A 23,267-nucleotide genomic window follows, 5' to 3' on the forward strand; every position below is an offset into this window, starting at 1 on the left:
GGCCGGACGCCTCGGTCAGTCGGCACGCACGGGAGGACGTGCGATGCGCGGTGCCGGCGACGCTGTGGACGCCGTCGAGGCCGAGGGGAAGGCCAGGCTGTCGTGCTGCATGACGCCTTCGATGACGGTCTGCCGCATGGTTTCGATGTGCTCGGCCACGATCGCTGCGGCGCGGTCGGCATCGCGGGCCTCGACGGCGTCCACCAGTTCCTGGTGTTCGCTGCGCAGCTTGCCCTTGTTCCAGGTTTGCGTCAGGCCCAGGTGGAAGAGGCGGCCCATCTGGTCGATCACGTTGTCGATGACGCGCGTCAGCTTCTCGTTGTTGCACGCCGAGATGAGCGTGGAATGGAAGGCGCGGTTGGCGGCGAGGTAGGCCGCTTCGCCTTCCACGTCGCCCTTCGTGAACCCACTCGCCAGGACGGCGTCGAGCGTGCGCAGCGCGGCAACGTCCGCATGCGGCACGCCGAGCCGCACGGCCTCGGGTTCGAGCAGTGCGCGCAGCTGGAACAGTTCGCGGATGTCGCGGATGGTGACGGGGGCGATCTGGTAGCCGCGGCGCGGCAAGGACACCGCGAGCCCTTCCTGCACCAGCCGCAGGAGTGCCGAGCGGATGGGCGCCTTGCCGAGGCCATACCGCGCCGCGAGCAACGCTTCCGTCACTTCGGCACCCGGCAGGATCAGGCAGTGCATCACATCGCTGCGCAGCCGTTCGTAGGCGTGATCGCCCAGGCGACCGGGCGTTGCGGTGGCAGCCGGGTCGGCAGGCGGCGTCGGCGTCAGTGTGCGTTTGGCGCGTGTCATGGGGAGCCGGTGTCTTTGGTGCGGGCCGCCGCGACGAAGCCCGCTTGCAGATCGGCGAGCAGGTCGGCGGGGTCTTCGAGGCCGGCATGCAGCCGAAGGAGGGGGCCTGTGCCCTGCCAGGCCGGTGCGGTGCGCGTCTTCTCGGGATGGGCGGGCAGGATCAGGCTCTCGAAACCACCCCAGCTGAAGCCGATGGAGAAGAGCTTCAGGGCGCTGGTGAAAGCATCGAAGGCCGTGGCGGACATGCCACCCAGCTCGATGCTGAAAAGCCCGCTCGAGCCATCGAAGTCGCGCTTCCAGTGCGCATGCCCAGGCGAGCTTTCGAGCGCCGGATGGAACACGCGGGAAACAGCGGGCTGCTCGGCCAGCCACCGCGCGAGGGTGAGCGCCGTCGCCTCGTGCTGGCGCATGCGCACCGCCAGCGTGTGCAGGCCACGAAGGCCGAGGTTGCACTCTTCCGAGCCCGCGCTCGCGCCCAGGTCCTGGCTGGCCTGGCGCACCGGCCCCCAGGTGGCCTCGTTGGTGGTCACGACGCCGAGCACGGCATCGGAGTGGCCCACGATGTACTTGGTGGCGGCGTGGATCGAGATGTCGACACCGTGCTCGATCGGCCGGTAGTACAGCGGCGTGGCCCAGGTGTTGTCCATCGCCGTCACGAGCTGGCGGCGTTTGGCCAGCGCCACGATGGCGGGGACGTCCTGCACCTCGAAAGTGCCCGACCCGGGCGACTCCATGTAGATCAGCCGGGTGGTCGTGCGGATCAGCGGCTCCAGTTCCGCAGCGCCGAGGCCCGGGTCGTAGAAGGTGACTTCCACGCCCATGCCGGCCAGGACGCGGTGGCAGAAGCGCCGCACCGGTTCGTACACGGAATCCACGATCAGTGCGTGGTCGCCGGTCTTCAGGAACCCCACCAGAACCGCCACGATGGCCGAAAGGCCCGAGCCTGTCGCGATGCTGCGGTAACCGCCTTCGGCCTGCGCCATGGCGCGCTCGAAGGCGAAGGTGGTTGGCGTCCCCAGGCGCCCGTAGAAAGCGCCGTCGAAGGGCGCCTTGGCGGCGGATTCCAGCTCCTGCAGCGAATTGAACAGAAACGTCGATGCGCGGACGATGGGTGGGTTGACGGACCGCCCAGGCAGATCGGTGTCGCGCCCCGCCGCGACGTACAGCGTGTCGCGCGCGAGGCCGGTGGTGTCGCGACCCCCGCCGCTCATGCCTTGGCTCCCGGCGCGGTGTCCGGCGCGCTGTCGGTCACCGAGACACGTGGCAGGCCGTCCCGCTGCGCCCACTCGTGCCACGAACCGTCGTACAGCCGGTGGTCGGCATGGTCGATGCGGTCGAGCATCAGGGCCAGGATGGCGGCGGTCACGCCCGAGCCACAGGTCGTGATGACCGGGCGGTCGAGGTCAACGCCCGCCGCGACCAGAATGTCCCGCGCCTGCTCCGCGTTGACGAAGACATGGCCGCGTTCCGGATCCATGAATCGGCTCCAGGGCGCATTGAGCGCGTCGGGGATGTGGCCACCGGGCACGCCCGGGTACCCGGACGGCATGGCACCGGTGAACCGCTCGGCAGTCCGGGCGTCGACCAGTGTCGCCGTGCCGTCGCGCGACGCCGCCAATGCGTCTTGCCAGACCGCCACCTTGCCCGCCTGGGGCGACGCGACGAAGTCGCCTGGCGCCGGTGGTGCCGCAGGCCCTGCTTCCACGGGCCGTCCCTCGGCCTTCCATTTGCGCCAGCCGCCATCGAGGATGCGCACGCCTTCGTGGCCGAACGTGCGCAGCATCCACCAGATGCGGGCCGAAACATAGCCGGCGTCATAGACGACGACCAGCGAATCTTTGTCGATGCCGAGCGCGCGCATGCAGGACTCGAACCGGCTCGCGGACGGCCGCATGTTCACGTAGGGGGAGTCCGGGTCGGACACCTGCTCGAGGTCCAGGTAACGGGCGCCCGGAATATGCCCGGCCAGGAAGTCGTCGACCCCTTTCTTGCCGGAGTCGGGCAGGTACCACCCGCAATCCAGGACCACCAGGCCCGGTGTGTCGAGATGGGCTGCAAGCCATGACGTACTAACCAGTTGAGCGTCCATTGGGCCACCTGAAATGTCAATTTGATGAATTGAGAATACAGGAGCATGGAATGACATGTCAAAAATGTTTTGCCATGGCCCTGATTCCACCTCGGGGTCGGGGTCTGCCCTGAAACGCCGACTTCAGCGGCGTCTGCCCTCTGCATCGACGTTTCACGGGCATGACTTCTTCGATGTCTAGAGTGCGTGTCGCCGTGCCCGGCGCCTCTGCCGGCTCGCGCTTCCCTCCCGCATCGAACCCCCTCTTCATGTCTCTGCTCCTGTCATCTTCCCGTCCCTTCGTCATCACCCTGGTCGCCGCGCTGTGCCTGTCGGCCTGCGGCGGGGGAGGCGACGATTCGAGCGCTTCGACCCCTGCCACCGGCACCGCACCGGCGCCTGCCGCCGTCGCGCCCGTCGCAGGCGGCGCGCCGAAGGACCTCGGCTTCACCGATGCCGCACCGGTGCCCGACACGGCCACCGTCCCGCCGTTCGTCGACAACGCCGCGACCAACCAGCGTGGCGATGCGCGCTACGCCACCAAGGAAACCAACGCCGGCGTCCGCGTGGTGGCCGGCTTCCTCGATTTGTGGACGCCCAGCACGCTGCTGGTGGACGCAGGCCAGACGGCCCCGGCGCAGGCGGGCTTTCCGGCCGTGACCGCGTCCAACTGGAGCGGCATTCCCGGGGACGCCACCGACGGCAAGGTCGTCAACGCGGCCGTGCTGGGCCGCAACATCCAGTACGTGGTCGATGTGACCACCGCCCGCACCAGCGCGCAGGAACTGGCGGCCTACCTCGACGACCGCCGGGGCAAGGCTTACAGCGTCAGCGACGGCCTGGGGCCGCTCACGGCGGCCTGGCGCGCGGCCGCGCAGCAGACCACGACGATCACCGGTATCGCCGCCGACGCCACCACCGTGAAGTACGACGACGGCGGCAACAACAGCGGCGTGGGCGGCGGCGCCAACCCGAGCTTCGGCACCGTGGTCGACCTGATCAACAACATCGGTGAGAACGGCTCCACCGAGCCGGCCAAGCGCTACTTCAAGTACGCACGCCCATGGCGCTGGAGCAGCAGCGTCAAGGTGGTTCCCGCGCTCGAACCGGCGAAGAGCACCACGCCCGCCACCGACGGCGGCTTCGTCAGCGGCCACACGGCAGAGGCGGTGCGCAACAGCTTCGCCTTCGGCTACGTGGTGCCGGAGCGCTTCCAGGAGATGGTTGCCCGCGGCCTCGAACTCGGCGAGAACCGCATTCTCGCGGGCATGCACTCGCCGCTGGACGTGATCGGTGGACGCATCCAGGGCCATGCGGTGGCGGCGGCCAGCCTGTCCACCGGCGCCAACGCCGCGCGCAAGGCCGCGGCCCGTGCGCAGGCCCAGTCGGTGCTGATGACGGCGGTCGGCGCAGCCGATGCCACGGCCCTCAACGCCGTCGCGCATTCGCAGGGCGCGGACCAGGACCGCTTCGCGGACCACGCGGCCAGCAAGGCCGCCTACCTGCGCCGCATGACCTTCGGCTTGACCCAGGTCGGCGACAGGACCCAACCGGCCGTCGTGCCCAAGGGCGCCGAAGTGCTGCTGGAGACCCGGCTGCCGTACCTCGACGCCGAGCAGCGCCGCGTGGTGCTCAAGACCACCGCCATCGCGTCGGGCTACCCGGCGATGGACGACGCCGAAGGCTGGGGTCGTCTGAACCTGTTCGATGCGGCCGACGGCTACGGCGCGTTCAACGGCGACGTGGTCGTGAAGATGGACGCCAGCCTGGGTGGCTTCCACGCGACGGACAGCTGGCGCAACGACATCACCGGTGCCGGCAAGCTGAGCAAGACCGGCAGCGGCACGCTGCGCCTGGGCGGCAAGAACAGCTACAGCGGCGGCACGCAGCTCGTGGCCGGCACGCTCCAGGCGGACTCGGCCAGCGCCTTCGGCCAGGGCAACGTCTACGTCGGTGGCGGCACGCTGGTCTGCAATGTCGATTCGATGGTGACGATGGCGGGTGCCTACACGCAGCGGGGCGGCAGCACGCTGCAGATGAACATCGGCGGCAACGGCGCCGGCCGCCTGGCGGTCAAGGGCGTGGCGGCCCTGGACGGCACCCTGAACGTCACGTTCAAGGCCGGCGCGGCGCCCAGCGTGGGCGACGTGCTCACGGTCGTCAGCAGCGGCGCGCTGATCGGCAAGTTCAGCGCGATCACCGTGCCGGCCGGCTTCAAGGTCACGCCGACCTACACCGCGACGGAGCTGTCGTTGCGCATCGACGCGGTCTGAGCGACGAGCCTTTTCTTCTTCGCCGCCCGGAAGAACGCGAGCGTCTGCCAGACGACCACGATCGCGATCACGGTGAGCAGCGTGGCGCTGATCGGGCGGTGGAAGAAGATGCCGAACTCGCCGCGGCTCAGCAGCATCGCGCGGCGGAAGTTCTCTTCCAGCATCGGGCCCAGGATGAAGCCGAGCATCAGCGGCGCGGCTTCCATGTCGAGCCGCAGGAACAGGTAGCCGATCAGGCCGAACACCGCTGTGGTGTAGATGTCGTCCAGGCTGTTGTTGATGCTGTACGTACCGATGCAGCAGAAGAACAGGATGGCCGGGAACAGCACGACGTACGGAATCTTGAAGACCGACAGCCAGTAGCGCACCAGTGGCACGTTGAGAATCACCAGGAAGCAGTTGCCGATCCACATGCTGGCCACCAGGCCCCAGAACAGGTCGGGGTGGCTGGCGATCATGTTCGGGCCGGGCTGGATGCCCTTGACGATGAAGGCCGCCATCATCAGCGCCATCACGGCGTTCTCGGGAATGCCGATGGCCATGAGCGGGATGAAGCTGGTGCGTGCGGCGGCCTCGTCCGCGGCAGCCTGGCCGGCCACGCCTTCGATGCAGCCGGTGCCGATCTCGTGCTTGTACTTGCTGAAGCGCTTGTCGGCCGCATACGCTGCGAACTGGGCGATGGTCGGGCCGCCGCCGGGCAGGATGCCCAGGATGGAACCGATCACGCTGCCGCGCAGTGCGCTCGGAATGATGCGCTTGAACTCCGGCCAGGTCGGCATGAGCTTGATCTTGCCGTTGAAGGGCGTCAACACATTCTTGTTGTCGAGGTTCTTCACCACCTCGGCGATGCCGAAGCAGCCCAGCGCGATGCTGATGAGCCCGACGCCGTCCATCAGGAAGGGCAGGTTCATGGTGTAGCGCGCCGTGCCGCTGTTGACGTCGGTGCCGATCATGCCGAGCAGCACGCCGATCATGGCCATGGCCAGGCCGTTGAGCAGGCTGCCGCTGCTGACGAAGCTCACGCAGAAGAAGCCCAGCAGCATCAGTGCGCAATAGTCGGCCGGACCGAACAGGAAGCCGACCTCGCCCAGCATGGGGGCCATGGTCGCCAGCACGATGATGGCCACGGTGCCGCCGATGAAGCTGGAGATGCCGGCCGTGAACAACGCCAGGCCCGTCTTGCCCTTGAGCGTCATCTGGTAGCCGTCGATGCACGCCACGATGCTGCTGGCGTGCGGGATCTTCATCGTGATCGCGCTCACGCTGTCGCCGTATTGCGCACCGTAATAGATGCCGGCCAGCATGATGAATGCGCCGCCGGCGGGGATGGAGTAGGTCAGCGGCAGCAGCAGGCTGATGGTGGAGAGCGGCCCGAGGCCGGGCAGCAGCCCGATCAAGGTGCCGACGGTGCAGCCGAGGGCGCAATAGAGCAGGTTCTGCAGCGTGAGTGCCTGCTCGAACCCGAACGCGAGGTTGTGAAGGAGTTCCATCAGTACAGCGGCAGGCCGAGGCCGAGAAAGTTCTTGAAGGCGAACGCGATCGCGATCAGGCAGACCGAGATCTTGATGTTGCGAAACACGGAGTAGGAGGTGCCGGCGAAGGTCGAGCAGAACACCAGGAACACGATGCCGAGGATCATGTTGATGTATTCGGAGATCACCGCGAAGCCCACCAGGCTCGTCAGGATGAGCACGATGTTCTTCACGTTGTAGTCCACCGGCAGGCGCTCGATGAAGAAGGAACGACCCGCCGTGATCAGACCGACCACGAACAGCGCGCAGCTCACCATGAACGGGAACATCCCGGCGCCGGAACGGGCGAGGGTGCCCAGTTGGTAGTTCAGCGCGACGATGCCGAAGAGCAGGGCGATGGCCATGATGACCACGCCCCGGACGAAGTTGCGGCTGTTCATGGCGAGCGCCTTTCGAGCGGCGCGGGAGTGAGGCGGTAGAGGGGCATGCAGGGGTCTCCAGGTGGTTCGGCCCGAGCATCGCCGCGCGGCAGGCGCAGCGATGCTCGGGCGGCGAATCGTAGAAAGCGATGCTTCCAATCGGCTTTCGTTTGCCGACCGTGCTCGCAAAATACGTGTTAGTCCTTACGGCCTTCTAAGGGTGATTGCCAGGGTCGGCCAACGGCAGCTGCACGACGGCGCGCAGCCCCGGCCGGCGTGACGGTGCGGCTGCGGCCTCGAGCGCCGCTTCGGCATCGGCGAGCACGATGTCGCCGCCGTTGCGCCGGGCGTAGGCGCGCGCGATGGCCAGCCCCAGTCCGGCGCCGCGCGTGCCGTTGCCGGCGCGGTCGCCGACCTGGCGGAAGCGCTCGAACACCTCGGTGCGCCGCGCCGGCGCGATGCCGGGGCCGTCGTCGCTCACCTCGGCCCAGGCCATGTCGCCGGTCGTTCCGGCCCGGACCGTGATGCGGCCGCCGGCGGGCGTGTGGACGATCGCGTTGTGCACGAGGTTGGCAAGCACCTCGTGCAGCTCGGCGGCATCCGCACGCACCGGCACGGCGTGCGCATCGACCCAGCCCAGGTCCTGGTCCTTCTCGTGCGCCAGCGTGAGGTATTGCAGCGCCACCTCCTTGGTCACGGCGTTGAGGTCCGTCAGGGGCGGCGCATCGGTCGCGGCGGCGTCGTCGGTGGCATGCGCCAGCGACAGCAACTGCTCGCACAGGCGCCGGCTGCGCGCGATCTGCGCCACCATCGCGCGCAGCGTGCCATGGAGCTGTGCGGTGTCGGTCTCGCGCAGCGCGACGCCAGCCTGCGTCATCAGGATGGCGAGCGGCGTGCGCAGCTGGTGCGACGCATCGGCGAGGAACTGCGATTGGCGATCGAGCAACTGCCGGTAGCCTGCGACGTTCTCGTTGACCGCATCGACCAGCGGCGCGACCTCTTGCGGTACGCCGCGAGCGTCGAGCGGCTCCGGGATCTGCCCATGGCGGCTGCGTACGGAACGCCGCAGCCGCTCGAGCGGCCGCAGCGACCAGGTCACGCCCAGCCACACCAGCAGCACGACCACCAGCACCATCCGTACGTCGCGCAGCAGATGCTGCCGCAGCGACGCGGACTCGGCCTGCTCGCGCTGCGCGGCGCCGGCTTCGAGCAGGCGCCGCGCTTCGGCGGTGGCAGCGTCGGGCTGGAGCGTGCCGTCGGGCGCCAGCGTGGCGCCGAGGCGCCGCGTCTCGGCGGTGTCGAACATCGCGCGGTCGTAAGAGGCCTGGACCAGGTCCTGCAATTCGCGGTAGTCGTTCCAGCTGTCGAGCGCCAGCAGGCCGAGCACGCACGGCAGCAACAGCGCGAGCAGCCGTGCGCGGATGCCGAAGCGGCTCGGCTCAGTCCGCGGGCTTGTCATGTCCGATGCTCTCCAGCATGTAGCCGAGCCCCCGCACGGTGACGATGCGCACGTCGCCACCGTCGAGCTTGCGGCGCAGGCGGTGCAGCACCAGTTCGATGGCGTCGGGCCCGGCGTCGCTGTCGGCCGGGAAGACCTTGGCCGACAGTTGCGCCTTCTCCACCGGCGAGCCGCTGCGTGCCAGCAGCACCGACAGCGCGGCGGTTTCGCGCGGGGTCAGCTGCAGCAATTCGCCGGCCAGTGTGAAGGCGCGGCTGCCTTGTGCGCGCACCAGCGAGCCGCATTGCAGCGCCGCGTGCGTGGCGCCGCGCGCACGCCGCACCAGGGCTTCGAGCCGGGCCTCGAGCTCCTCGATGGCGAAGGGCTTGCCGAGGAAATCGTCGGCACCGGCGTTCAGGCCGCGCACGCGGTCCTGCACCGAGCCCTCGGCCGTGAGCACGAGTACCGGCGTGCGGTTGCCCGCGGCGCGCAGGTCGGCCAGCAGGGCCAGGCCATGGCGGTCGGGCAGGCGCAGGTCGAGCACGACCACGTCGTGGTCGCCGGCCGCCAGCAGCGATTCGGCGGTGGCGGCATCGGGCGCATGGTCGGCGACGAAGCCGCTCTGCTTGAAGGCCCGCATGAGCCAGGACGCCATTTCGGCTTCATCTTCGACAAGGAGCAGACGCATGTGCGTGATCCTAGCTGCGCGGCCGATGCGGCGCAGCCCACCAGGCGGCGAGCCCGAGCACCAGCAGCGCGCCGCCCAGCCAGCGCAGCCACAGCGGCCAGGCGGGGGCGCGGCGCAGCAGTTCGAGCTCGCGCACGAAGATCGTTTCGCAGGCGCCGTTGCCGGTGTCCTCGCGCGTGAGCGAGGTGCCGCGCGTGAAGGCGAAGCCGGCGTCATGGCTGTAGCTGGCGAGCTGCCCGCCGATGCGGACCTGGTCACCCACGCGCAGCCGGCGCAGCTGCCGGGCGATGCGCGGGTCCTCGGTCAGCAGGTGGTTGTTCGACAGCGCGCGGATGTACTGCGGCTGCCAGGCGGTGTCGTCGCGGCTGCTGACGTAGCAGACGAATTGCCCGCTGGAGAACGACATCTTCTCGTAGGCGCCGTCGGCCGCGTTGGCGCCCCAGATCATGCACAGGTCGACCACGTTGAGGTGGTCGTTGCTGGCGCGGTGGATCCAGTCCCACCAGGTGTCGGCGTCATGCCGGCTCACGACCAGGCCGGTGATCTCGTAGTCGGCTAGCGGCGCGATGCGGTAGTCGACGGCGCCGGCGTGCGCCTCGAAAGCCGGCGCCACCACCGCGCGCTGCAACGGCTCCTCGCTCAGTGCCGGCAGCAGTTCGGCCGCACGCGGCAGGTGGTCCGCAAAGCCGACGCCCAGCGCCAGCGACATGGCGCCGCCGGCCAGGAGCAGGCGCGCCGGGCTCATGCGCCGCGCAGCCGCCGCACGGTGCGCCGGATCCACTGCTCGATGTCGTCGATGTAGGTGAACACGGCCGGCACCACCAGCAGGCTCAGCACCGTCGAGGTGATCAGCCCGCCGATCACCGCCATCGCCATCGGCGAGCGGAAGCTCGAGTCGGCCGCGCTCCAGCCGAAGGCGATCGGCGCCATGCCCGCGCCCATGGCGATGGTGGTCATGATGATCGGCCGCGCGCGCTTGTGGCAGGCGTCGCGCAGGGCGTCCCAGCGGCTCATGCCGTGGTCGCGGCGCGCGACGATGGCGTATTCGACCAGCAGGATCGAGTTCTTGGTCGCGATGCCCATCAGCATGATCAGCCCGATCAGCGACGGCATCGACAGCGCCTTCTGCCCGATCAGCAGGCCGACGAAGGCGCCGCCCAGCGCCAGCGGCAGCGCGCACAGGATCGTCACCGGGTGCAGGAAGTCCTTGAACAGCAGCACCAGCACGATGTAGATGCACAGCACGCCGGTCAGCATCGCCAGGCCGAAGCTGTTGAAGAGCTCGGTCATCACTTCGGCGTCGCCGACCTCGGTGACGCGCACGCCGGGCGGCAGGTTCTGGATCGACGGCAGCGCCATGGTGGCGGTCTTCGCATCGCCCAGGCCCGTGCCCGAGAGTTCGATCTCGAAGTTGACGTTGCGCGAACGGTCGTAGCGGGCGATGACGGCCGGGCCGCCCTCGACCGTGAGCCTGGCGACCTGGCCCAGCATCACCGGGCCCCGCGCGCTCGGCACCGCCAGGCGTTCGAGCAGGGCGAGATCCTGCCGCGCCGAGTCTTCCAGCTTCACCACGATCGGCACCTGCCGCTGTGCGAGGTTGAGCTTGGGCAGCGACTGGTCGTAGTCGCCCAGCGTGGCGACGCGCAACGTCTCGGCGATGGCGGAACTGGTCACGCCCAGGTCGGCGGCGCGCGCGAAGTCCGGCCGCACCGCGATCTCGGGGCGGATCAGGCTGGCGGTCGAGGTGATGTTGCCCAGGCCGGGGATGGTGCGCAGGTCGCGCTCCACGGCGCGCGCCGCGGTGGTCAGCAAGGTTGGGTCTTCGCCGCTGAGCGACAGGATGTACTTCTCGCCCGAACCGCCCAGGCCGACCGTGCTGCGCACGCCCGGCAGCGACTCGAGCGCGGCGCGGATCTCGTTCTCGATCACCTGCTTGCGCGGCCGGTCGCCGCGCGGGTCGAGCTTGATGGTGAGCGTCGCCTTGCGCGTCTCGGGCGTGCCGAAGCTCGCGAACGGGTCGCCGCCCGCGCTGCCGCCGGCCACCGTGGTGTAGACGCTCTTCACGTGGCGGATCGCCATCACGCGGCGGCGCACCTCCTCGGCGGTGGCCGAGGTCTGCGCCAGCGTCGCCCCGGGCGCGAGCGAGAGGTAGACCTGCGTCTGTGAGTTGTCGTCGGCCGGGATGAAGCCGGTCTTGAGCAGCGGGATCATCGCGATCGATCCGATGAAGAAGAGCGTGGCCATGGCCATGGTGGCGAGCCGGTGCTTCATGCACCACTCGGCCGCGCGCATGTACATCCGCAGCCAGCCCGGTTCCTTCTCGGCGCCGACGATCGGCTTGAGCAGGTAGGCCGCCATCATCGGCGTGAGCACCCGCGCGACCACCAGCGACGCGAACACCGCCAGCGAGGCCGTCCAGCCGAACTGCTTGAAGAACTTGCCCGCCACGCCGCTCATGAAGGCGGTCGGCAGGAACACCGCGATCAGCGTGAAGGTGGTGGCGATCACGGCCAGGCCGATCTCGTCGGCCGCTTCCATGGCCGCGTCGTACGGGCTCTTGCCCATGCGCAGGTGGCGCACGATGTTCTCGACCTCGACGATCGCGTCGTCGACCAGGATGCCGACCACCAGCGACAGCGCGAGCAGCGAGATGACGTTGATCGAGAAGCCCAGCAGGTGCATGCCGATGAAGGCCGGGATGACCGACATCGGCAGCGCCACGGCCGAGACGAAGGTGGCGCGCCAGTCGCGCAGGAAGAGCCACACCACGATCACGGCCAGGATCGCGCCTTCGTACAGCAGGTGCAGCGAGCCGTCGTATTCCTCCTGCACCGGGTCGACGAAGTTGAAGGCCTCGGTCAATTGGATGTCCGGGTGCTGCGCGCGCAGCTCGGCCAGCGCCTTCTGCACCAGCGCGCCGACGGTCACTTCGCTCTCGCCCCGACTGCGGGCCACCTCGAAGCCGACCACGGTCTTGCCGTCGAGCAGGGCGGTGGCGCGCGGCTCGGCGATGGTGTCGCTGATGCGCGCCACCTGGTCGAGCCGGATGCGGCGCCCGTCCGACAGCGGGATCTGCAGGCTGCGCAGTTCGTCGGCCGACTGCACCGTGGCCAGCGTGCGCACGGGCTGTTCGCTGCCCGACAGGTCGAAGCGGCCACCGGCGCTCTCGGTCTGCACCTGGCGCAGCTGGCGCGAGATGTCGGCGGCGGTGGCGCCCAGCGCCTGCAGCTTGGCGGGGTCGATGTCGACATGCACCTGGCGCGTCACGCCGCCCACGCGGTTGACCGCGCCGACGCCGGGCAGCGCCAGCAGCTTCTTGGTCACGTCGTTGTCGACGAACCAGCTCAGCGCTTCCGCGTCCATGCGGCTCGACGAGATCGTGAAGGCCAGCACCGGCTGCGCCGCGAAGTCGAGCTTGGTGACCACCGGGTCGCGCACGTCGGCCGGCAGGTCGGCCCGCACGCGCTGCACGGCGGAGCGCACGTCGTCGACCGCTTCCTGCACCGGCTTCTCGAGGCGGAACTCGATGATCAGCGTGGCCGCGCCGTCCTGCACCTTGGTCGTGATGTGCTTCAGGCCCTGGATGGTGGCGATGGAGTTTTCGAGCTTGCGCGCGACGTCGGTCTCCAGCTGCGACGGCGCCGCGCCCGGCAGCGCCGCCGACACGGTGACGGTCGGCAGGTCGATGTCTGGAAAGTTCTGCACCTTCATCGCGTTGAAGGACAGCAGCCCCCCGAAGGTGAGCAGCACGAACAGCATCACCGCAGGGATCGGGTTGCGGATCGACCAGGCGGAAACGTTCATGGCTTGCCTTCCGCAGCACTCACCCGCACCAGGTCGCCGTCGTTGAGGAAGCCGGCGCCTTGCACCACCACCTGCGCATCGGCGGGCAGCTTCGTGAGGATCTCGACGCGCTCGCCGACGCGGCGGCCGGTCTGGACCTTCAGCTGCGACACGCGGTTGTCGGGCTGCAGCAGCAACAGGTGGTTGAAGCCGTCGCGCGGCACGATGGCGGCCTGCGGCACGGTCAGGGCGTTGCTTCGACCGAGCTGGAAATCGCCGCTCGCGAACATGCCGGCCTTGATGCCTGTGTTCTGCAGGACGTTGGGAATGTCGACGTACACCAGCGCATTGCGCGTCTGCGGATCGACCGTCGGCGCGATGCTGCGCACGGTGCCCTGCACCTGCGCACCGCTCGCACTCTGCACCGTGGCCGGCGTGCCGACCGCGATGCGGCCCAGTTCGGCCGAGGTCACCTCGGCGCGCCATTCGAGCCGGCCCTGGCGGATCAGCTTGAACAGCTCGGTGCCGGCCGCGACCACGCTGCCGACCGTGGCGGTGCGCGCGGAGATCACGCCGTCGTCCGGCGCCAGCACCCGCGTGTTGCGCCCGCGCACCTGCTGCGCGGCGAGCACCGCCTCGGCCGCCTCGACGCGCGCCTTGGCGGTCTGCTCGGTCGTCTGGTACTGGTTGATCTGCTGCTGGCTCAGCGCGCCGGTCTGCGCCAGCGTGCGGGCACGGGCGGCGTTGCCGGCGGCATCGGCGGCGGTGGCCTTGGCTTCGGCCAGCGAGGCGCGCGCTTGCGCCACGTCGGCATTGACGGTCTCGGGCGAGAACACGGCCAGCACCTGGCCCTTCTTCACCACGTCGCCGACGTTCACCCGCACCTCGGCCAGCCGCAGGCCGTTCGATTCGGAGCCGACGATGGCTTCCTGCCAGGCGGCGACATTGCCGTTGGCGGCGAGCGTGACGTTCAGCTCGCTCTGCTCGGGCTTGGCGACGGACACGGTGAGGGCGGGGCGTGCGGGCGCGGCGCCCTTGGCGGTGGCCGGTGTGGCGCCCGCCGTTGGCGCCGGCGCGGGCTTGCGCAGCAGCCAGAACGCCAGCACGGCGACGACGATCAGGGCCACGAGGGCGAGAAGGAGGGTGCGCTGGCGTCGGGTCATGGTGTCTTCGCTGTTGTCGTCTGTGCGGAAGAGGGAGCGGTTTCGCTGGCGAGGGCGGTGCCGGGACGCGCCCAGCCGCCGCCGGTGGCGCGGTAGAGCGCCACCCAGGCTTCGGCACGTTCGCGCTGCAATGCGACGCGTGATGTCTGCGCGGCGAAGAGCGTGCGGCGGGCGTCTTCCAGCTCGAACAGGCTGGCCAGGCCGCTCTGGTAGCGCGCCTGCGTGGCGTCGAAGGACGCCTGGTAGTTCCGCACCGCGGTGTCGGCGTCGCTGGTGCGGGCGTCGGTGGCCTGCAGGTTGACCAGCGCCTCCTCGACCTCGCGCACCGCCGTGCGCACGCTGCCGCGGTACTGCGACACGGCCTCGTCGTAGCGGGCCTTGGCGCTCTCGGCGTTGGCCGCGCGGGTGCCGCCATCGAAGATCGGCAGCGAGAGCGCCAGTGGCCCGATGGTCCAGGTCTGCAGGTTCTGGCTGACGCCGCCGCTGCGCAACTGCAGCGCGGCGACCGAGCCCTGCAGCGTCAGCCGCGGGTAGCGGTCGGCCTCGGCGGCGCCGATTTCGGCGCTGGCCGCGGCCACGCCCAGCTCGGCGGCGAACACATCGGGACGCTGCGTGAGCATCTGGGCCGGCACGCTCGCGACGGAGGCAACGGCGGGCAGCGCGCGGTCGGCCGGCACCGTTGCCAGCTGACGGTCCAGTGCCTGGGCATCGATGCCGGTCAGCGCGACCAGCCCCTTGCGCAGCACCGCGCACTGCGCGGCCTGCTGGGTCAGGCGTGCCGATGCGTCGGCCGCGCTCGCGCGGGCCAGTGCCGCGTCGGCGGGCGCGGTGAAGCCGGCCCTGGCCGACAGGTCGGTGAGGCGGGCCGTCTCGCTGCGCGAACGCGTGTCTGATTCGGCCACGGCGAGTTGCCGTTGACACGCGCGCTCGGCGAAATACTGATTCGCCGTCTCGGCCGCCACCGACACCCGGGCGTCGTGCCACTTGGCACCGGCGCTCTGCAGCCGCGCATCGGCTGCGTCGCGGGTGGCGCGGCGGTTGCCGAACAGGTCGATCTCCCAGCTCGTCTGCAGGCCGGCCTGCAAGGTCGTGACGCCCGGCAGCGAATCACTGGTGCCGGTCGAACTGCCGGTGCTGCTGAACGGCGAGTTGCTGCGCTGCGCCGAGAGCGTGCCGTCGAGCGTCGGCAACAGCGCCGCGCCGGCCTGCACCCGCGTGCCGCGCGCTTCGACGATGCGGGCCGAGGCGCTCGCCACCGTCGGGCTGACCATCTGGGCGGCTTCGATCAGGCGCACCAGCAACGGGTCGTCGAGCTGCCGCCACCAGTCGGCCAGGGCGGGCAGCGAGCCGGCGTGGGCCAGGGCGGTGGGCATCGGCGCGTTCCACTGCGCGGGGATCGGCGCGCTCGCGCTCGCGGGCGGCCGCGTCACGCCGCAGGCGGCCAGCGCCAGCGGCAGGCACAGCAGCGCCAGGCGTGCACGGCGGTTCATGCGCAGAGGCTTCATGGGGCTTTCTTCCGGGAGGGTGGGGGGGCGCGCCGTGCCGTCTCGGCATCGAGCATCGCCATCGCGTACAGGTGCAGCCGGTCGGCCCACCGGTCGATGCTGTCGGCGGAGCGCAACAAGGCGGGCCGCAGCACCTCGACCAGGTCCTGCATCACGAACAGCTGCAACGCCAGCCCGTTGATCGCCAGCGCCAGGCGGTGCACATCGTCGTCGGCTTTCGTGATGCCGAGGTGACGCACCAGGATGCGCACCAGCGCTTCGTGCGGCCCGCGGATGTCGCGTTCGACCTCTTCGGTCCACTGGCTGGTCGGCTCGACCATTTCGCGCATGTGCAGGCGCATGCACTGGCGCACGATCTCGCCATGCTTGAGTGGCTCGACGTAAGCCACCATGTAGAGGCGCAGCGCCTCGGCGGTGTCCAGCCCCGGCGCGCCGAACAGCTGGACCAGGTCACCCGCCGACCCGCCCATCGGCTCGTTGAAGGTGGCGCTGTAGAGGCCGGCCTTGTCGCCGAAGTAGTAGCTGATGGCGGCGATGTTCACGCCGGCCGCCTTGGCGATCTCGCGGGTCGAGGTCTTGGCGAAACCGTGCTCGGCAAAGAGGCGCAGCGCGGCGTAGAGGATGCGCTCGCGGGACTCGGCGCCATCGCTGCGCGAGGCGCGTTCGCCGGGGGGCGCCAAGGGTGGGGTGGGCCGGGTGGGCGGTTTGGACGAGGCCTTCATTGCGGCCGGATTAGAGCACAGATCAAACGATTGATTGAACTAAGCCCAGGCGGCGAAAAGGGTGCGTCGATTGTCTGGATGCCTGAATTGATTCAAAATCGCATCACATTTGATGAAGGAGCCGCCATGCGAACGACCGTGACCATCGACGATGTCCTGTACGAGGAAGCCCTGGAGGTCGCCGAGCCGGGCATGGACAAGGGTGACCTGTTCCGGGAAGCCATCAAGACCTTCGTGCGGGTGCAGTCGGCCAAACGCCTCGCCGCCTTGGGCGGGACGATGCCGGAGATGGCCGATGTGCCCCGGCGCCGAGAGGGTGTGCAGCGGTGAGGCGTGTGCTGGTCGACACCTCCGTCTGGGTGGACCACTTTCGACACCGCAACGAAGCATTGAGCGACCTGCTCGGTCTGGATCGGGTGATGGTGCACCCGATGGTCCTTGGCGAGCTCGCGTGCGGCACACCGCCGTCGCGATCCCGAACCTTGGCCGACCTCGGGCGGCTCGAGCCGACGCAGCAGGCCAGCGTTCGGGAGGTGATCGCCTTCGTGGAGCGAGAGCAGTTGTTCGGCCTGGGTTGCGGGCTGGTCGACGTCACGCTCCTCGCATCGACCTTGCTGACCAAGGACGTGGTGCTATGGACGCTCGACAGGCGCCTGACCGGACTGGCCGATCGCTTCGGTGTGGCCCACCGACCGAGCGTCGCGCCATGACGGGAAGACCGAAGGCGGCAGGAGAAACTGCAACGGCCCCCACGCTCCCCCTCGACGCCCAGGGCATCCTCGCGCTCGCGGCGCGCTCGATGTTCCATCTGTTCTCCTCCATCAGCCAGGGCATGTTCCTGGTCGACCGCAGCGGCCGCATCGTGTGGGTGAACGAGGGCTACAAGCGCTTCCTGCCGGCGCTGGGCTTCGCGTCGGTCGACGAATTCGTCGGGCGGCGGGTGGAAGAGGTGATCCACAACACGCAGATGCGCGAGGTGCTGGAAAGCGGCAAGCCGATCCTCATCGACCTGCTCACGAACAAGGCGGGCACCTTCGTCGTCAGCCGCATCCCGCTGCATGCGGAGGTGGCGGGGGCGGAGGGCGACCCGGTGCTGGGCGAAGTGATCGGCGCCATCGGCATCGTGCTGTTCGACCACCCGGAAACGACGTTGCAGCCGCTCATCAGCAAGTTCGCGATGCTGCAGCGCGACCTCGACGATGCGCGCCGCGAACTGGCGACGCAACGCAACCACCCGCTGTGGAAGCAGGCCGGCGCGGACGGCCAGCGCCGCGCCAAGCACACCTTCGCGAGCTTCATCGGCAGCAGCCCGGCCGCCGTCGACGTAAAGCGCCATGCGCGGCGCGCGGCGCAGTCGTCCAGCCCGGTGCTGCTGCTGGGCGAGACCGGCACCGGCAAGGAGCTGCTGGCGCATGCCATCCATGCAGCATCGGCGCGCGCCGACGGCCCCTTCGTGAGCCTGAACATCGCGGCCGTGCCCGACACGCTGCTCGAGGCCGAGTTCTTCGGCTTCGCGCCGGGCGCCTTCACCGGCGCCGACCGCAAGGGGCGCGAAGGCAAGTTCAAGCTGGCCGACGGCGGCACGCTGTTCCTCGACGAGATCGGCGACATGCCGCTCGCCCTACAGGCCAAGCTGCTGCGCGCCCTGCAGGAAGGCGAGATCGAGCCGCTGGGCTCGAACAAGGTGGTGCCCTTCGATGCCCGCGTGATCGCCGCCACCTCGCGCGACCTGCCGGCGCTGGTGCGCGACGGGCGCTTTCGCGAAGACCTGTACTACCGCCTCAACGTGCTGCCCCTGCGTGTGCCGCCGCTGCGCGAACGGCGCAGCGACATCCCGGCGCTGATCGAGGCGCTGGGCGAGGACATGGCCCAGCGCAGCGGCGAGGCGCCGCCCGAGCTGACCCCCGACGCGCTGGCGCTGCTCGCGGCCCAGCACTGGCGCGGCAACACGCGCGAGCTGCGCAACGTGCTCGAGCAGCTGGCGATGCGCAGCGACTCGACGCGCATCGACGCCGCCGAGGTGACGCGTGTGCTGGCCGAGACCGGCCTGGAGCAGATCGCCGCGCCCGAGCCGCTGCCGTCGGTCGACGATGCCGACCAGGCGCGGCTGCTGCGGCCCATGGCCGAACAGATCGCCGAACTGGAGCGCCGCGCCATCGCCGCGGCCCTGGCCAGCACCGGCGGCAACAAGCTGGCGACCGCGCGGCTGCTCGGCATCTCGCGGGCGACCTTGTACGACCGGATGAATCTCACAAGCGAATGACGCAAAAAAAACGGCCTCGCAGAAGCGAGGCCGTTTTTCGGGGGGGGGGCCGGGAGATTACAGGCTGATCTCGGTGATCTTCGCGCCCGACACCGACACGCCGGCCTCCAGGCCCACGTTGGTCAGCACGAAGCCGACCACCGGCTGGCGCACGGTGTTGGTGTCGACGGCACCGTTGGCACCGATGTTCGCCACGGCCACGGTGGCGTCGGCACCGGCCGTCCAGCCCTTGCTGGCACGGAACTTGGCCAGCGATTCCTGCGTGTTGAACACGTAGATCACGGCCTTGGACTGGGCACCGGCCTGGAAGCCGATCGAGCCTGCCGTGGTGCTGTAGTAAGCCTGGGTGCGGCCGCCGGTGCGCAGCGCGCCGCGGCCGTATTCGGCACCGACGCCGAGGCTGGCACCGACCACCGACGGGAACACCAGCACGCCGGCGGCCTTGCCGACCATTTCACGCGAGCCGGGCACGGCTTGGTAGAGCTTCGACAGGGAAGCGTCGACCTGGGCGTCGATGGAGGTGCGCGACGACGAGGACGTGCCGCTGTCGCCGGGGCGGGTGGTGGTGCAGCCTGCGAACAGCACGCCGGCCGCAGCGACGGCGGTGACGGTGGCGAGAGTGCGGAGCTTGGATGTGGTCATGGTCTGTGTCCTCTTCTTTGGATGAAATCGGGTTCCGGTCCAGGTCGAGCGATGCATGCTCTGCATCGTCTTCCAGGCTGGACGGAGACCCATGCTACGTCTGCAAAAGACAGGGAAATCGCAGAGACGGCGGCGGCCTACGCGATGTCGGGTCAAGCAGATGGGCGCCGCTGGCCCGATGTCCTACGCCCTGGAAAACCCTGATTAAAAAACAGACAACTGTCTGAAAGTCAGGCGATACGTGTGTCTGGCTGCCGTGCGGTTCGTGGATGCTTCGAGGGAAATCCCTTTGAAATCAACGGCCCTGTCCTTGGCATGGACTGTGCAATATTCAGGCATACCAAACCAGGAGACCTGCATGATCCAACGTCGCCACCTCGTAGCGCTCGCAGCGCTGGCCGCCTGCGCCGCCGCACCCGCCCACGCGCAGTCCAACGAAATCCGCATTGCCCACGTCTACAGCAAGACCGGGGCGCTCGAGGCCTACGGCAAGCAGACGCAGACCGGCCTGATGATGGGCCTCGAATACGCCACCGGCGGCACGATGGAGGTCAATGGCAAGAAGCTCGTGGTCATCGAGAAGGACGACCAGGGCAAGCCCGACCTCGGCAAGTCGCTGCTGGCCGCCGCGTATTCCGACGACAAGGCCGCGCTGGCCGTCGGCCCGACCGCCTCGGGTGTGGCGCTGGCCATGCTGCCGGTCGCCGAGGAATACAAGAAGGTGCTGATCGTCGAGCCGGCCGTGGCCGATTCGATCACCGGCGAAAAGTGGAACAAGTACATCTTCCGCACCGGCCGCAATTCGTCGCAGGACGCCATCAGCAACGCGGTGGCCATCGACAAGCCGGGCGTTACGGTCGCCACGCTGGCGCAGGACAACGCCTTCGGCCGCGACGGCGTGAAGGCCTTCGGCGCGGCGCTGAAGAAGGCCAAGCTGGCCCACGAGGAATACCTGCCGCCGGCCACCACCGACTTCACCGCCGGTGCGCAGCGCCTGATCGACAAGCTCAAGGACCAGCCGGGCCGCAAGATCATCTGGATCGTCTGGGCCGGCGCGGGCAACCCCTTCAAGATCGTCGACCTCGACCTCAAGCGCTACGGCATCGAGATCGCGACCGGCGGCAACATCCTGCCGGCCATGGCCGCCTACAAGAGCCTGCCGGGCATGGAAGGCGCCACCTACTACTACTTCGGCATCCCGAAGAACCCGGTGAACGAGGCGCTGGTGTCGGCGCACTACAAGCAGTTCAAGACACCGCCGGACTTCTTCACCGCGGGCGGCTTCTCGGCCGCGATGGCGGTGGTCACGGCGCTGAAGAAGACGGGCGGCGACACCGGCACCAACAAGCTCATCACGGCCATGGAAGGCATGAGGTTCGACACGCCCAAGGGCACCATGACCTTCCGCAAGGAAGACCATCAGGCGATGCAGTCGATGTACCACTTCAAGATCAAGGTGGACCCGGCCTTCGCGTGGGGCGTGCCGGAGCTGGTGCACGAGATCAAGCCGGAAGAGATGAACATTCCCATCAAAAACAAGCGCTGATCGCCCGATGCTGGAAACCCGCGGACTCACCATCCGCTTCGGCGGCCACGTGGCCGTCAACGCTGTCTCGTGCGCTTTCGCGCCGGGCACGTTGACGGCCATCGTTGGGCCGAACGGAGCGGGCAAGACGACCTACTTCAACCTGATCTCGGGGCAGCTCCGGGCGAGCGAGGGCACGGTGTCGCTCAACGGGCGCGACCTGTCGTCGCTCTCGGCCTCGGCGCGCACGCACGCCGGCCTGGGCCGCGCGTTCCAGCTCACCAACCTGTTCCCGAACCTCACGGTGCTGGAGAACGTGCGCCTCGCGGTGCAGGCCACGCGCGACGGCGCACACCGGCGCGGCCTCAACCTGTGGAGCATCTGGAGCGACCACGCGGCGCTGACCGCGCGGGCCGACGAACTGCTCGCGCAGATCAACCTGAAGGCCAAGGAACACGCCACCGTCGCGAGCCTGCCGCACGGCGACCAGCGCAAGCTCGAAGTGGCGCTGCTGATGGCGCTGGAGCCGCAGGTCTTCATGTTCGACGAGCCGACTGCCGGCATGAACGCGGCCGAGGCGCCGGTGATCCTCGACCTGATCCGCCAACTGAAGCAGGACAAGACCAAGACCATCCTGCTGGTCGAGCACAAGATGGACGTGGTGCGCGAACTGGCCGACCGCATCATCGTGCTGCACAACGGCGCGCTGGTGGCCGACGGCGAACCGGCCGAAGTCATCGCGTCGCCGATCGTGCAGGAAGCCTACCTCGGCGTGGCAAAGGAGGCCGCATGAGCGAAGCACTCTTGACACTCGAAGGCGTGCAGACGCACATCGGCGCGTACCACATCCTCCATGGCGTCGACCTCGTGGTGCCGAAGGGCCAGCTCACCATGCTGCTGGGTCGCAACGGTGCCGGCAAGACGACCACGCTGCGGACCATCATGGGCCTGTGGCACGCGTCGCAGGGCAGCGTGCGCTTTGCCGGCCAGGACATCACGGCGCTGCGCACGCCAGACATCGCCGCGCTCGGCATCGCCTATGTGCCCGAGACCATGGGCATCTTCTCGGACCTGACCGTCAAGGAGAACATGCTGCTGGCCGCGCGCAGCGCGAAGAACGCCGATGGCATCGACGACACGCGGCTGCAGTGGATCTTCCAGCTCTTCCCCGCGGTCGAGAAGTTCTGGAACCACCCGGCCGGCAAGCTGTCGGGCGGGCAGAAGCAGATGCTGGCCGTCTCGCGCGCCATCGTCGAGCCGCGCGAACTGCTCATCATCGACGAGCCCAGCAAGGGCCTGGCGCCCGTGATGATCAACAACATGATCGATGCGTTCGCCCAGCTCAAGGCGAGCGGCGTGACCATCCTGCTGGTCGAGCAGAACATCCATTTCGCGCAGCGCCTGGGCGATACCGTGGCCGTGATGGACAACGGCCGCGTGGTGCACAGCGGCTCCATGGCTGCGTTCTCGGCGGACGAACAACTGCAGCAATCGCTGCTTGGGTTGGCCTTATGAAAACCGACTTCGACTGGATGCCGCTCGCGCTGGTGCCCGTGCTCGCGCTCATCGCGCTGCCGCTCACCGGCTCGCTCTCCACCTGGCTCACGCTCACGGTCGCCGGCCTGGCGATGGGCATGATCATCTTCATCATCGCCTCGGGCCTCACGCTGATCTTCGGCCTGATGGACGTGCTGAACTTCGGCCACGGCGTGTTCATCGCGCTGGGCGCCTTCGTCGCGAGCAGCGTGCTCGGGCTGATGGGCGACTGGACCGGTTCGGGCGAGCTGTGGCGCAACCTGGTGGCGGTGTTCCCGGCGATGGGGGTCGCGATGCTCGTGGCCGGCGCGGTCGGCCTGGCCTTCGAGCGCTTCATCGTGCGGCCGGTGTACGGCCAGCACTTGAAGCAGATCCTCATCACGATGGGTGGGATGATCATCGGCGAGGAGCTGATCAAGGTCATCTGGGGGCCGGCGCAGATCCCGCTGCCGCTGCCCGAAGCCTTGCGCGGCTCGGTCTTCGTGGCCGATGCGGCGATCAGCAAGTACCGCCTGTTGGCTGTGGCCGTCGGGCTCGTCGTGTTCGGCCTGCTGGCCTGGACGCTGGGCCGCACCAAGATCGGCCTGTTGATCCGCGCCGGCGTGCAGGACCGCGAGATGGTCGAGTCGCTCGGCTACCGCATCGGCCGGCTGTTCGTCGGCGTGTTCGTCGTCGGCAGCGCGCTGGCCGGCCTGGGCGGCGTGATGTGGGGGCTGTTCCAGCAGAACCTGATCCCGCAGATGGGTGCGCAGGTCAACGTGCTGATCTTCATCGTGATCATCATCGGCGGGTTGGGGTCGACGGGCGGCGCGCTCATCGGCGCGCTGCTGGTCGGGTTGATGACCAACTACATCGGCTTCCTGGTGCCGACGCTCACGCAGTTCGCGAGCATCTTCCTGATGGTGGCCGTCTTGCTGTGGCGGCCACAGGGCGTGTACCCGGTGGCGAGCAGCCGGTGAGGGCGAAGCG

21 protein-coding genes are annotated in these 23,267 nt (G+C 68.9%); 8 read left to right on the plus strand and 13 right to left on the minus strand.

Going from position 1 to position 23,267, the window contains the following annotated elements; translation table 11 throughout:
• Positions 1 to 15: 15 nt before the first annotated feature.
• Genes N8A90_RS06765 through N8A90_RS06775 form a run of 3 tightly spaced genes read right to left on the minus strand, consistent with a single transcriptional unit; the run spans position 16 to position 2,890 of the window.
• On the minus strand, positions 16 to 801 hold the full coding sequence (locus N8A90_RS06765) for a GntR family transcriptional regulator (RefSeq protein ID WP_262073904.1): 786 nt from the start codon (positions 799 to 801) through the stop codon (positions 16 to 18).
• Entirely contained in the window at positions 798 to 2,012 is a 1,215-nt protein-coding gene (metC, locus tag N8A90_RS06770; protein WP_262073905.1) for a cystathionine beta-lyase, read from the minus strand. Before metC ends, N8A90_RS06765 begins: the two co-directional genes overlap by 4 nt.
• Positions 2,009 to 2,890: a sulfurtransferase gene (locus tag N8A90_RS06775; protein ID WP_262073906.1), complete on the minus strand. Its 882-nt coding sequence runs from the start codon at positions 2,888 to 2,890 to the stop codon at positions 2,009 to 2,011. Before N8A90_RS06775 ends, metC begins: the two co-directional genes overlap by 4 nt.
• 248 nt (positions 2,891 to 3,138) lie before the next feature.
• On the opposite strand from N8A90_RS06775, the gene N8A90_RS06780 reads away from it, so the two are divergent.
• The gene (locus N8A90_RS06780; RefSeq protein ID WP_262073907.1) at positions 3,139 to 5,142 is read left to right on the plus strand and encodes a phosphatase PAP2 family protein; all 2,004 of its coding nucleotides are present in this window, start codon (positions 3,139 to 3,141) and stop codon (positions 5,140 to 5,142) included.
• On the opposite strand, the gene N8A90_RS06785 is transcribed toward N8A90_RS06780, so the two are convergent.
• The 9 genes from N8A90_RS06785 to N8A90_RS06825 form a co-directional block, all read right to left on the minus strand.
• Positions 5,100 to 6,632, minus strand: a complete 1,533-nt coding sequence (locus N8A90_RS06785) for a tripartite tricarboxylate transporter permease (RefSeq protein WP_262073908.1) — start codon at positions 6,630 to 6,632, stop codon at positions 5,100 to 5,102. The genes N8A90_RS06780 and N8A90_RS06785 overlap by 43 nt on opposite strands.
• Positions 6,632 to 7,054 carry a tripartite tricarboxylate transporter TctB family protein gene (locus N8A90_RS06790; protein ID WP_262073909.1) on the minus strand — a complete coding sequence of 141 codons (423 nt, stop codon included), beginning with the start codon at positions 7,052 to 7,054 and terminating at the stop codon, positions 6,632 to 6,634. The genes N8A90_RS06785 and N8A90_RS06790 overlap by 1 nt, the downstream gene beginning before the upstream one ends.
• Before the next feature lie 193 nt (positions 7,055 to 7,247).
• Positions 7,248 to 8,492 carry a sensor histidine kinase gene (locus N8A90_RS06795; protein WP_262073910.1) on the minus strand — a complete coding sequence of 415 codons (1,245 nt, stop codon included), beginning with the start codon at positions 8,490 to 8,492 and terminating at the stop codon, positions 7,248 to 7,250.
• Positions 8,473 to 9,159 carry a response regulator gene (locus tag N8A90_RS06800; protein ID WP_262073911.1) on the minus strand — a complete coding sequence of 229 codons (687 nt, stop codon included), beginning with the start codon at positions 9,157 to 9,159 and terminating at the stop codon, positions 8,473 to 8,475. The genes N8A90_RS06795 and N8A90_RS06800 overlap by 20 nt, the downstream gene beginning before the upstream one ends.
• Positions 9,160 to 9,169: 10 nt before the next feature.
• Entirely contained in the window at positions 9,170 to 9,904 is a 735-nt protein-coding gene (locus tag N8A90_RS06805) for a hypothetical protein (protein ID WP_262073912.1), read from the minus strand.
• Positions 9,901 to 12,963, minus strand: coding sequence for an efflux RND transporter permease subunit (locus N8A90_RS06810; RefSeq protein WP_262073913.1), 3,063 nt, complete (start codon positions 12,961 to 12,963; stop codon positions 9,901 to 9,903). Before N8A90_RS06810 ends, N8A90_RS06805 begins: the two co-directional genes overlap by 4 nt.
• Positions 12,960 to 14,105, minus strand: coding sequence for an efflux RND transporter periplasmic adaptor subunit (locus N8A90_RS06815; protein ID WP_262073914.1), 1,146 nt, complete (start codon positions 14,103 to 14,105; stop codon positions 12,960 to 12,962). Before N8A90_RS06815 ends, N8A90_RS06810 begins: the two co-directional genes overlap by 4 nt.
• Positions 14,102 to 15,610, minus strand: coding sequence for an efflux transporter outer membrane subunit (locus N8A90_RS06820; RefSeq protein WP_262073915.1), 1,509 nt, complete (start codon positions 15,608 to 15,610; stop codon positions 14,102 to 14,104). The genes N8A90_RS06815 and N8A90_RS06820 overlap by 4 nt, the downstream gene beginning before the upstream one ends.
• A complete protein-coding gene (locus tag N8A90_RS06825) occupies positions 15,607 to 16,290 on the minus strand; it encodes a TetR/AcrR family transcriptional regulator (RefSeq protein ID WP_316044006.1) in 684 nt (227 codons plus the stop codon). The genes N8A90_RS06820 and N8A90_RS06825 overlap by 4 nt, the downstream gene beginning before the upstream one ends.
• 168 nt (positions 16,291 to 16,458) lie before the next feature.
• Here N8A90_RS06825 and N8A90_RS06830 point away from each other — a divergent pair, with 168 nt between their 5' ends.
• From N8A90_RS06830 to N8A90_RS06840, 3 genes are read left to right on the plus strand one after another with little or no spacing between them, the layout of a single operon-like run.
• Positions 16,459 to 16,662 carry a type II toxin-antitoxin system VapB family antitoxin gene (locus N8A90_RS06830; RefSeq protein ID WP_262073917.1) on the plus strand — a complete coding sequence of 68 codons (204 nt, stop codon included), beginning with the start codon at positions 16,459 to 16,461 and terminating at the stop codon, positions 16,660 to 16,662.
• Positions 16,659 to 17,042: a type II toxin-antitoxin system VapC family toxin gene (locus N8A90_RS06835; protein WP_262073918.1), complete on the plus strand. Its 384-nt coding sequence runs from the start codon at positions 16,659 to 16,661 to the stop codon at positions 17,040 to 17,042. The genes N8A90_RS06830 and N8A90_RS06835 overlap by 4 nt, the downstream gene beginning before the upstream one ends.
• Positions 17,039 to 18,595: a sigma-54 interaction domain-containing protein gene (locus N8A90_RS06840; RefSeq protein WP_316044007.1), complete on the plus strand. Its 1,557-nt coding sequence runs from the start codon at positions 17,039 to 17,041 to the stop codon at positions 18,593 to 18,595. The genes N8A90_RS06835 and N8A90_RS06840 overlap by 4 nt, the downstream gene beginning before the upstream one ends.
• A 57-nt stretch (positions 18,596 to 18,652) precedes the next feature.
• On the opposite strand, the gene N8A90_RS06845 is transcribed toward N8A90_RS06840, so the two are convergent.
• The gene (locus N8A90_RS06845) at positions 18,653 to 19,237 is read right to left on the minus strand and encodes a YSC84-related protein (RefSeq protein WP_262073919.1); all 585 of its coding nucleotides are present in this window, start codon (positions 19,235 to 19,237) and stop codon (positions 18,653 to 18,655) included.
• Positions 19,238 to 19,598: 361 nt separating this feature from the next.
• Here N8A90_RS06845 and N8A90_RS06850 point away from each other — a divergent pair, with 361 nt between their 5' ends.
• From N8A90_RS06850 to N8A90_RS06865, 4 genes are read left to right on the plus strand one after another with little or no spacing between them, the layout of a single operon-like run.
• The gene (locus N8A90_RS06850) at positions 19,599 to 20,783 is read left to right on the plus strand and encodes a substrate-binding domain-containing protein (protein ID WP_410087643.1); all 1,185 of its coding nucleotides are present in this window, start codon (positions 19,599 to 19,601) and stop codon (positions 20,781 to 20,783) included.
• Positions 20,784 to 20,790: 7 nt separating this feature from the next.
• On the plus strand, positions 20,791 to 21,555 hold the full coding sequence (locus tag N8A90_RS06855; protein ID WP_262073921.1) for an ABC transporter ATP-binding protein: 765 nt from the start codon (positions 20,791 to 20,793) through the stop codon (positions 21,553 to 21,555).
• Entirely contained in the window at positions 21,552 to 22,277 is a 726-nt protein-coding gene (locus N8A90_RS06860; protein ID WP_262073922.1) for an ABC transporter ATP-binding protein, read from the plus strand. The genes N8A90_RS06855 and N8A90_RS06860 overlap by 4 nt, the downstream gene beginning before the upstream one ends.
• Positions 22,274 to 23,257 carry a branched-chain amino acid ABC transporter permease gene (locus tag N8A90_RS06865; protein ID WP_262073923.1) on the plus strand — a complete coding sequence of 328 codons (984 nt, stop codon included), beginning with the start codon at positions 22,274 to 22,276 and terminating at the stop codon, positions 23,255 to 23,257. Before N8A90_RS06860 ends, N8A90_RS06865 begins: the two co-directional genes overlap by 4 nt.
• The last annotated feature ends 10 nt before the right edge of the window (positions 23,258 to 23,267 follow it).

Source organism: Variovorax sp. N23, assembly GCF_025486315.1.
Lineage (GTDB): Bacteria > Pseudomonadota > Gammaproteobacteria > Burkholderiales > Burkholderiaceae_C > Variovorax.

Excerpts from the sequence above, each read along its gene's own strand:
- N8A90_RS06765 (WP_262073904.1), bottom strand. The coding sequence starts at position 801 with ATGACACGCGCCAAACGCACACTGACGCCGACGCCGCCTGCCGACCCG.
- N8A90_RS06795 (WP_262073910.1), bottom strand. The coding sequence starts at position 8,492 with ATGACAAGCCCGCGGACTGAGCCGAGCCGCTTCGGCATCCGCGCACGG.
- metC (WP_262073905.1), bottom strand. The coding sequence starts at position 2,012 with ATGAGCGGCGGGGGTCGCGACACCACCGGCCTCGCGCGCGACACGCTG.
- N8A90_RS06785 (WP_262073908.1), bottom strand. The coding sequence starts at position 6,632 with ATGGAACTCCTTCACAACCTCGCGTTCGGGTTCGAGCAGGCACTCACG.
- N8A90_RS06780 (WP_262073907.1), top strand. The coding sequence starts at position 3,139 with ATGTCTCTGCTCCTGTCATCTTCCCGTCCCTTCGTCATCACCCTGGTC.
- N8A90_RS06865 (WP_262073923.1), top strand. The coding sequence starts at position 22,274 with ATGAAAACCGACTTCGACTGGATGCCGCTCGCGCTGGTGCCCGTGCTC.
- N8A90_RS06820 (WP_262073915.1), bottom strand. The coding sequence starts at position 15,610 with ATGAAGCCTCTGCGCATGAACCGCCGTGCACGCCTGGCGCTGCTGTGC.
- N8A90_RS06815 (WP_262073914.1), bottom strand. The coding sequence starts at position 14,105 with ATGACCCGACGCCAGCGCACCCTCCTTCTCGCCCTCGTGGCCCTGATC.
- N8A90_RS06855 (WP_262073921.1), top strand. The coding sequence starts at position 20,791 with ATGCTGGAAACCCGCGGACTCACCATCCGCTTCGGCGGCCACGTGGCC.
- N8A90_RS06800 (WP_262073911.1), bottom strand. The coding sequence starts at position 9,159 with ATGCGTCTGCTCCTTGTCGAAGATGAAGCCGAAATGGCGTCCTGGCTC.
- N8A90_RS06775 (WP_262073906.1), bottom strand. The coding sequence starts at position 2,890 with ATGGACGCTCAACTGGTTAGTACGTCATGGCTTGCAGCCCATCTCGAC.
- N8A90_RS06840 (WP_316044007.1), top strand. The coding sequence starts at position 17,039 with ATGACGGGAAGACCGAAGGCGGCAGGAGAAACTGCAACGGCCCCCACG.
- N8A90_RS06860 (WP_262073922.1), top strand. The coding sequence starts at position 21,552 with ATGAGCGAAGCACTCTTGACACTCGAAGGCGTGCAGACGCACATCGGC.
- N8A90_RS06845 (WP_262073919.1), bottom strand. The coding sequence starts at position 19,237 with ATGACCACATCCAAGCTCCGCACTCTCGCCACCGTCACCGCCGTCGCT.
- N8A90_RS06790 (WP_262073909.1), bottom strand. The coding sequence starts at position 7,054 with ATGAACAGCCGCAACTTCGTCCGGGGCGTGGTCATCATGGCCATCGCC.
- N8A90_RS06810 (WP_262073913.1), bottom strand. The coding sequence starts at position 12,963 with ATGAACGTTTCCGCCTGGTCGATCCGCAACCCGATCCCTGCGGTGATG.
- N8A90_RS06805 (WP_262073912.1), bottom strand. The coding sequence starts at position 9,904 with ATGAGCCCGGCGCGCCTGCTCCTGGCCGGCGGCGCCATGTCGCTGGCG.
- N8A90_RS06830 (WP_262073917.1), top strand. The coding sequence starts at position 16,459 with ATGCGAACGACCGTGACCATCGACGATGTCCTGTACGAGGAAGCCCTG.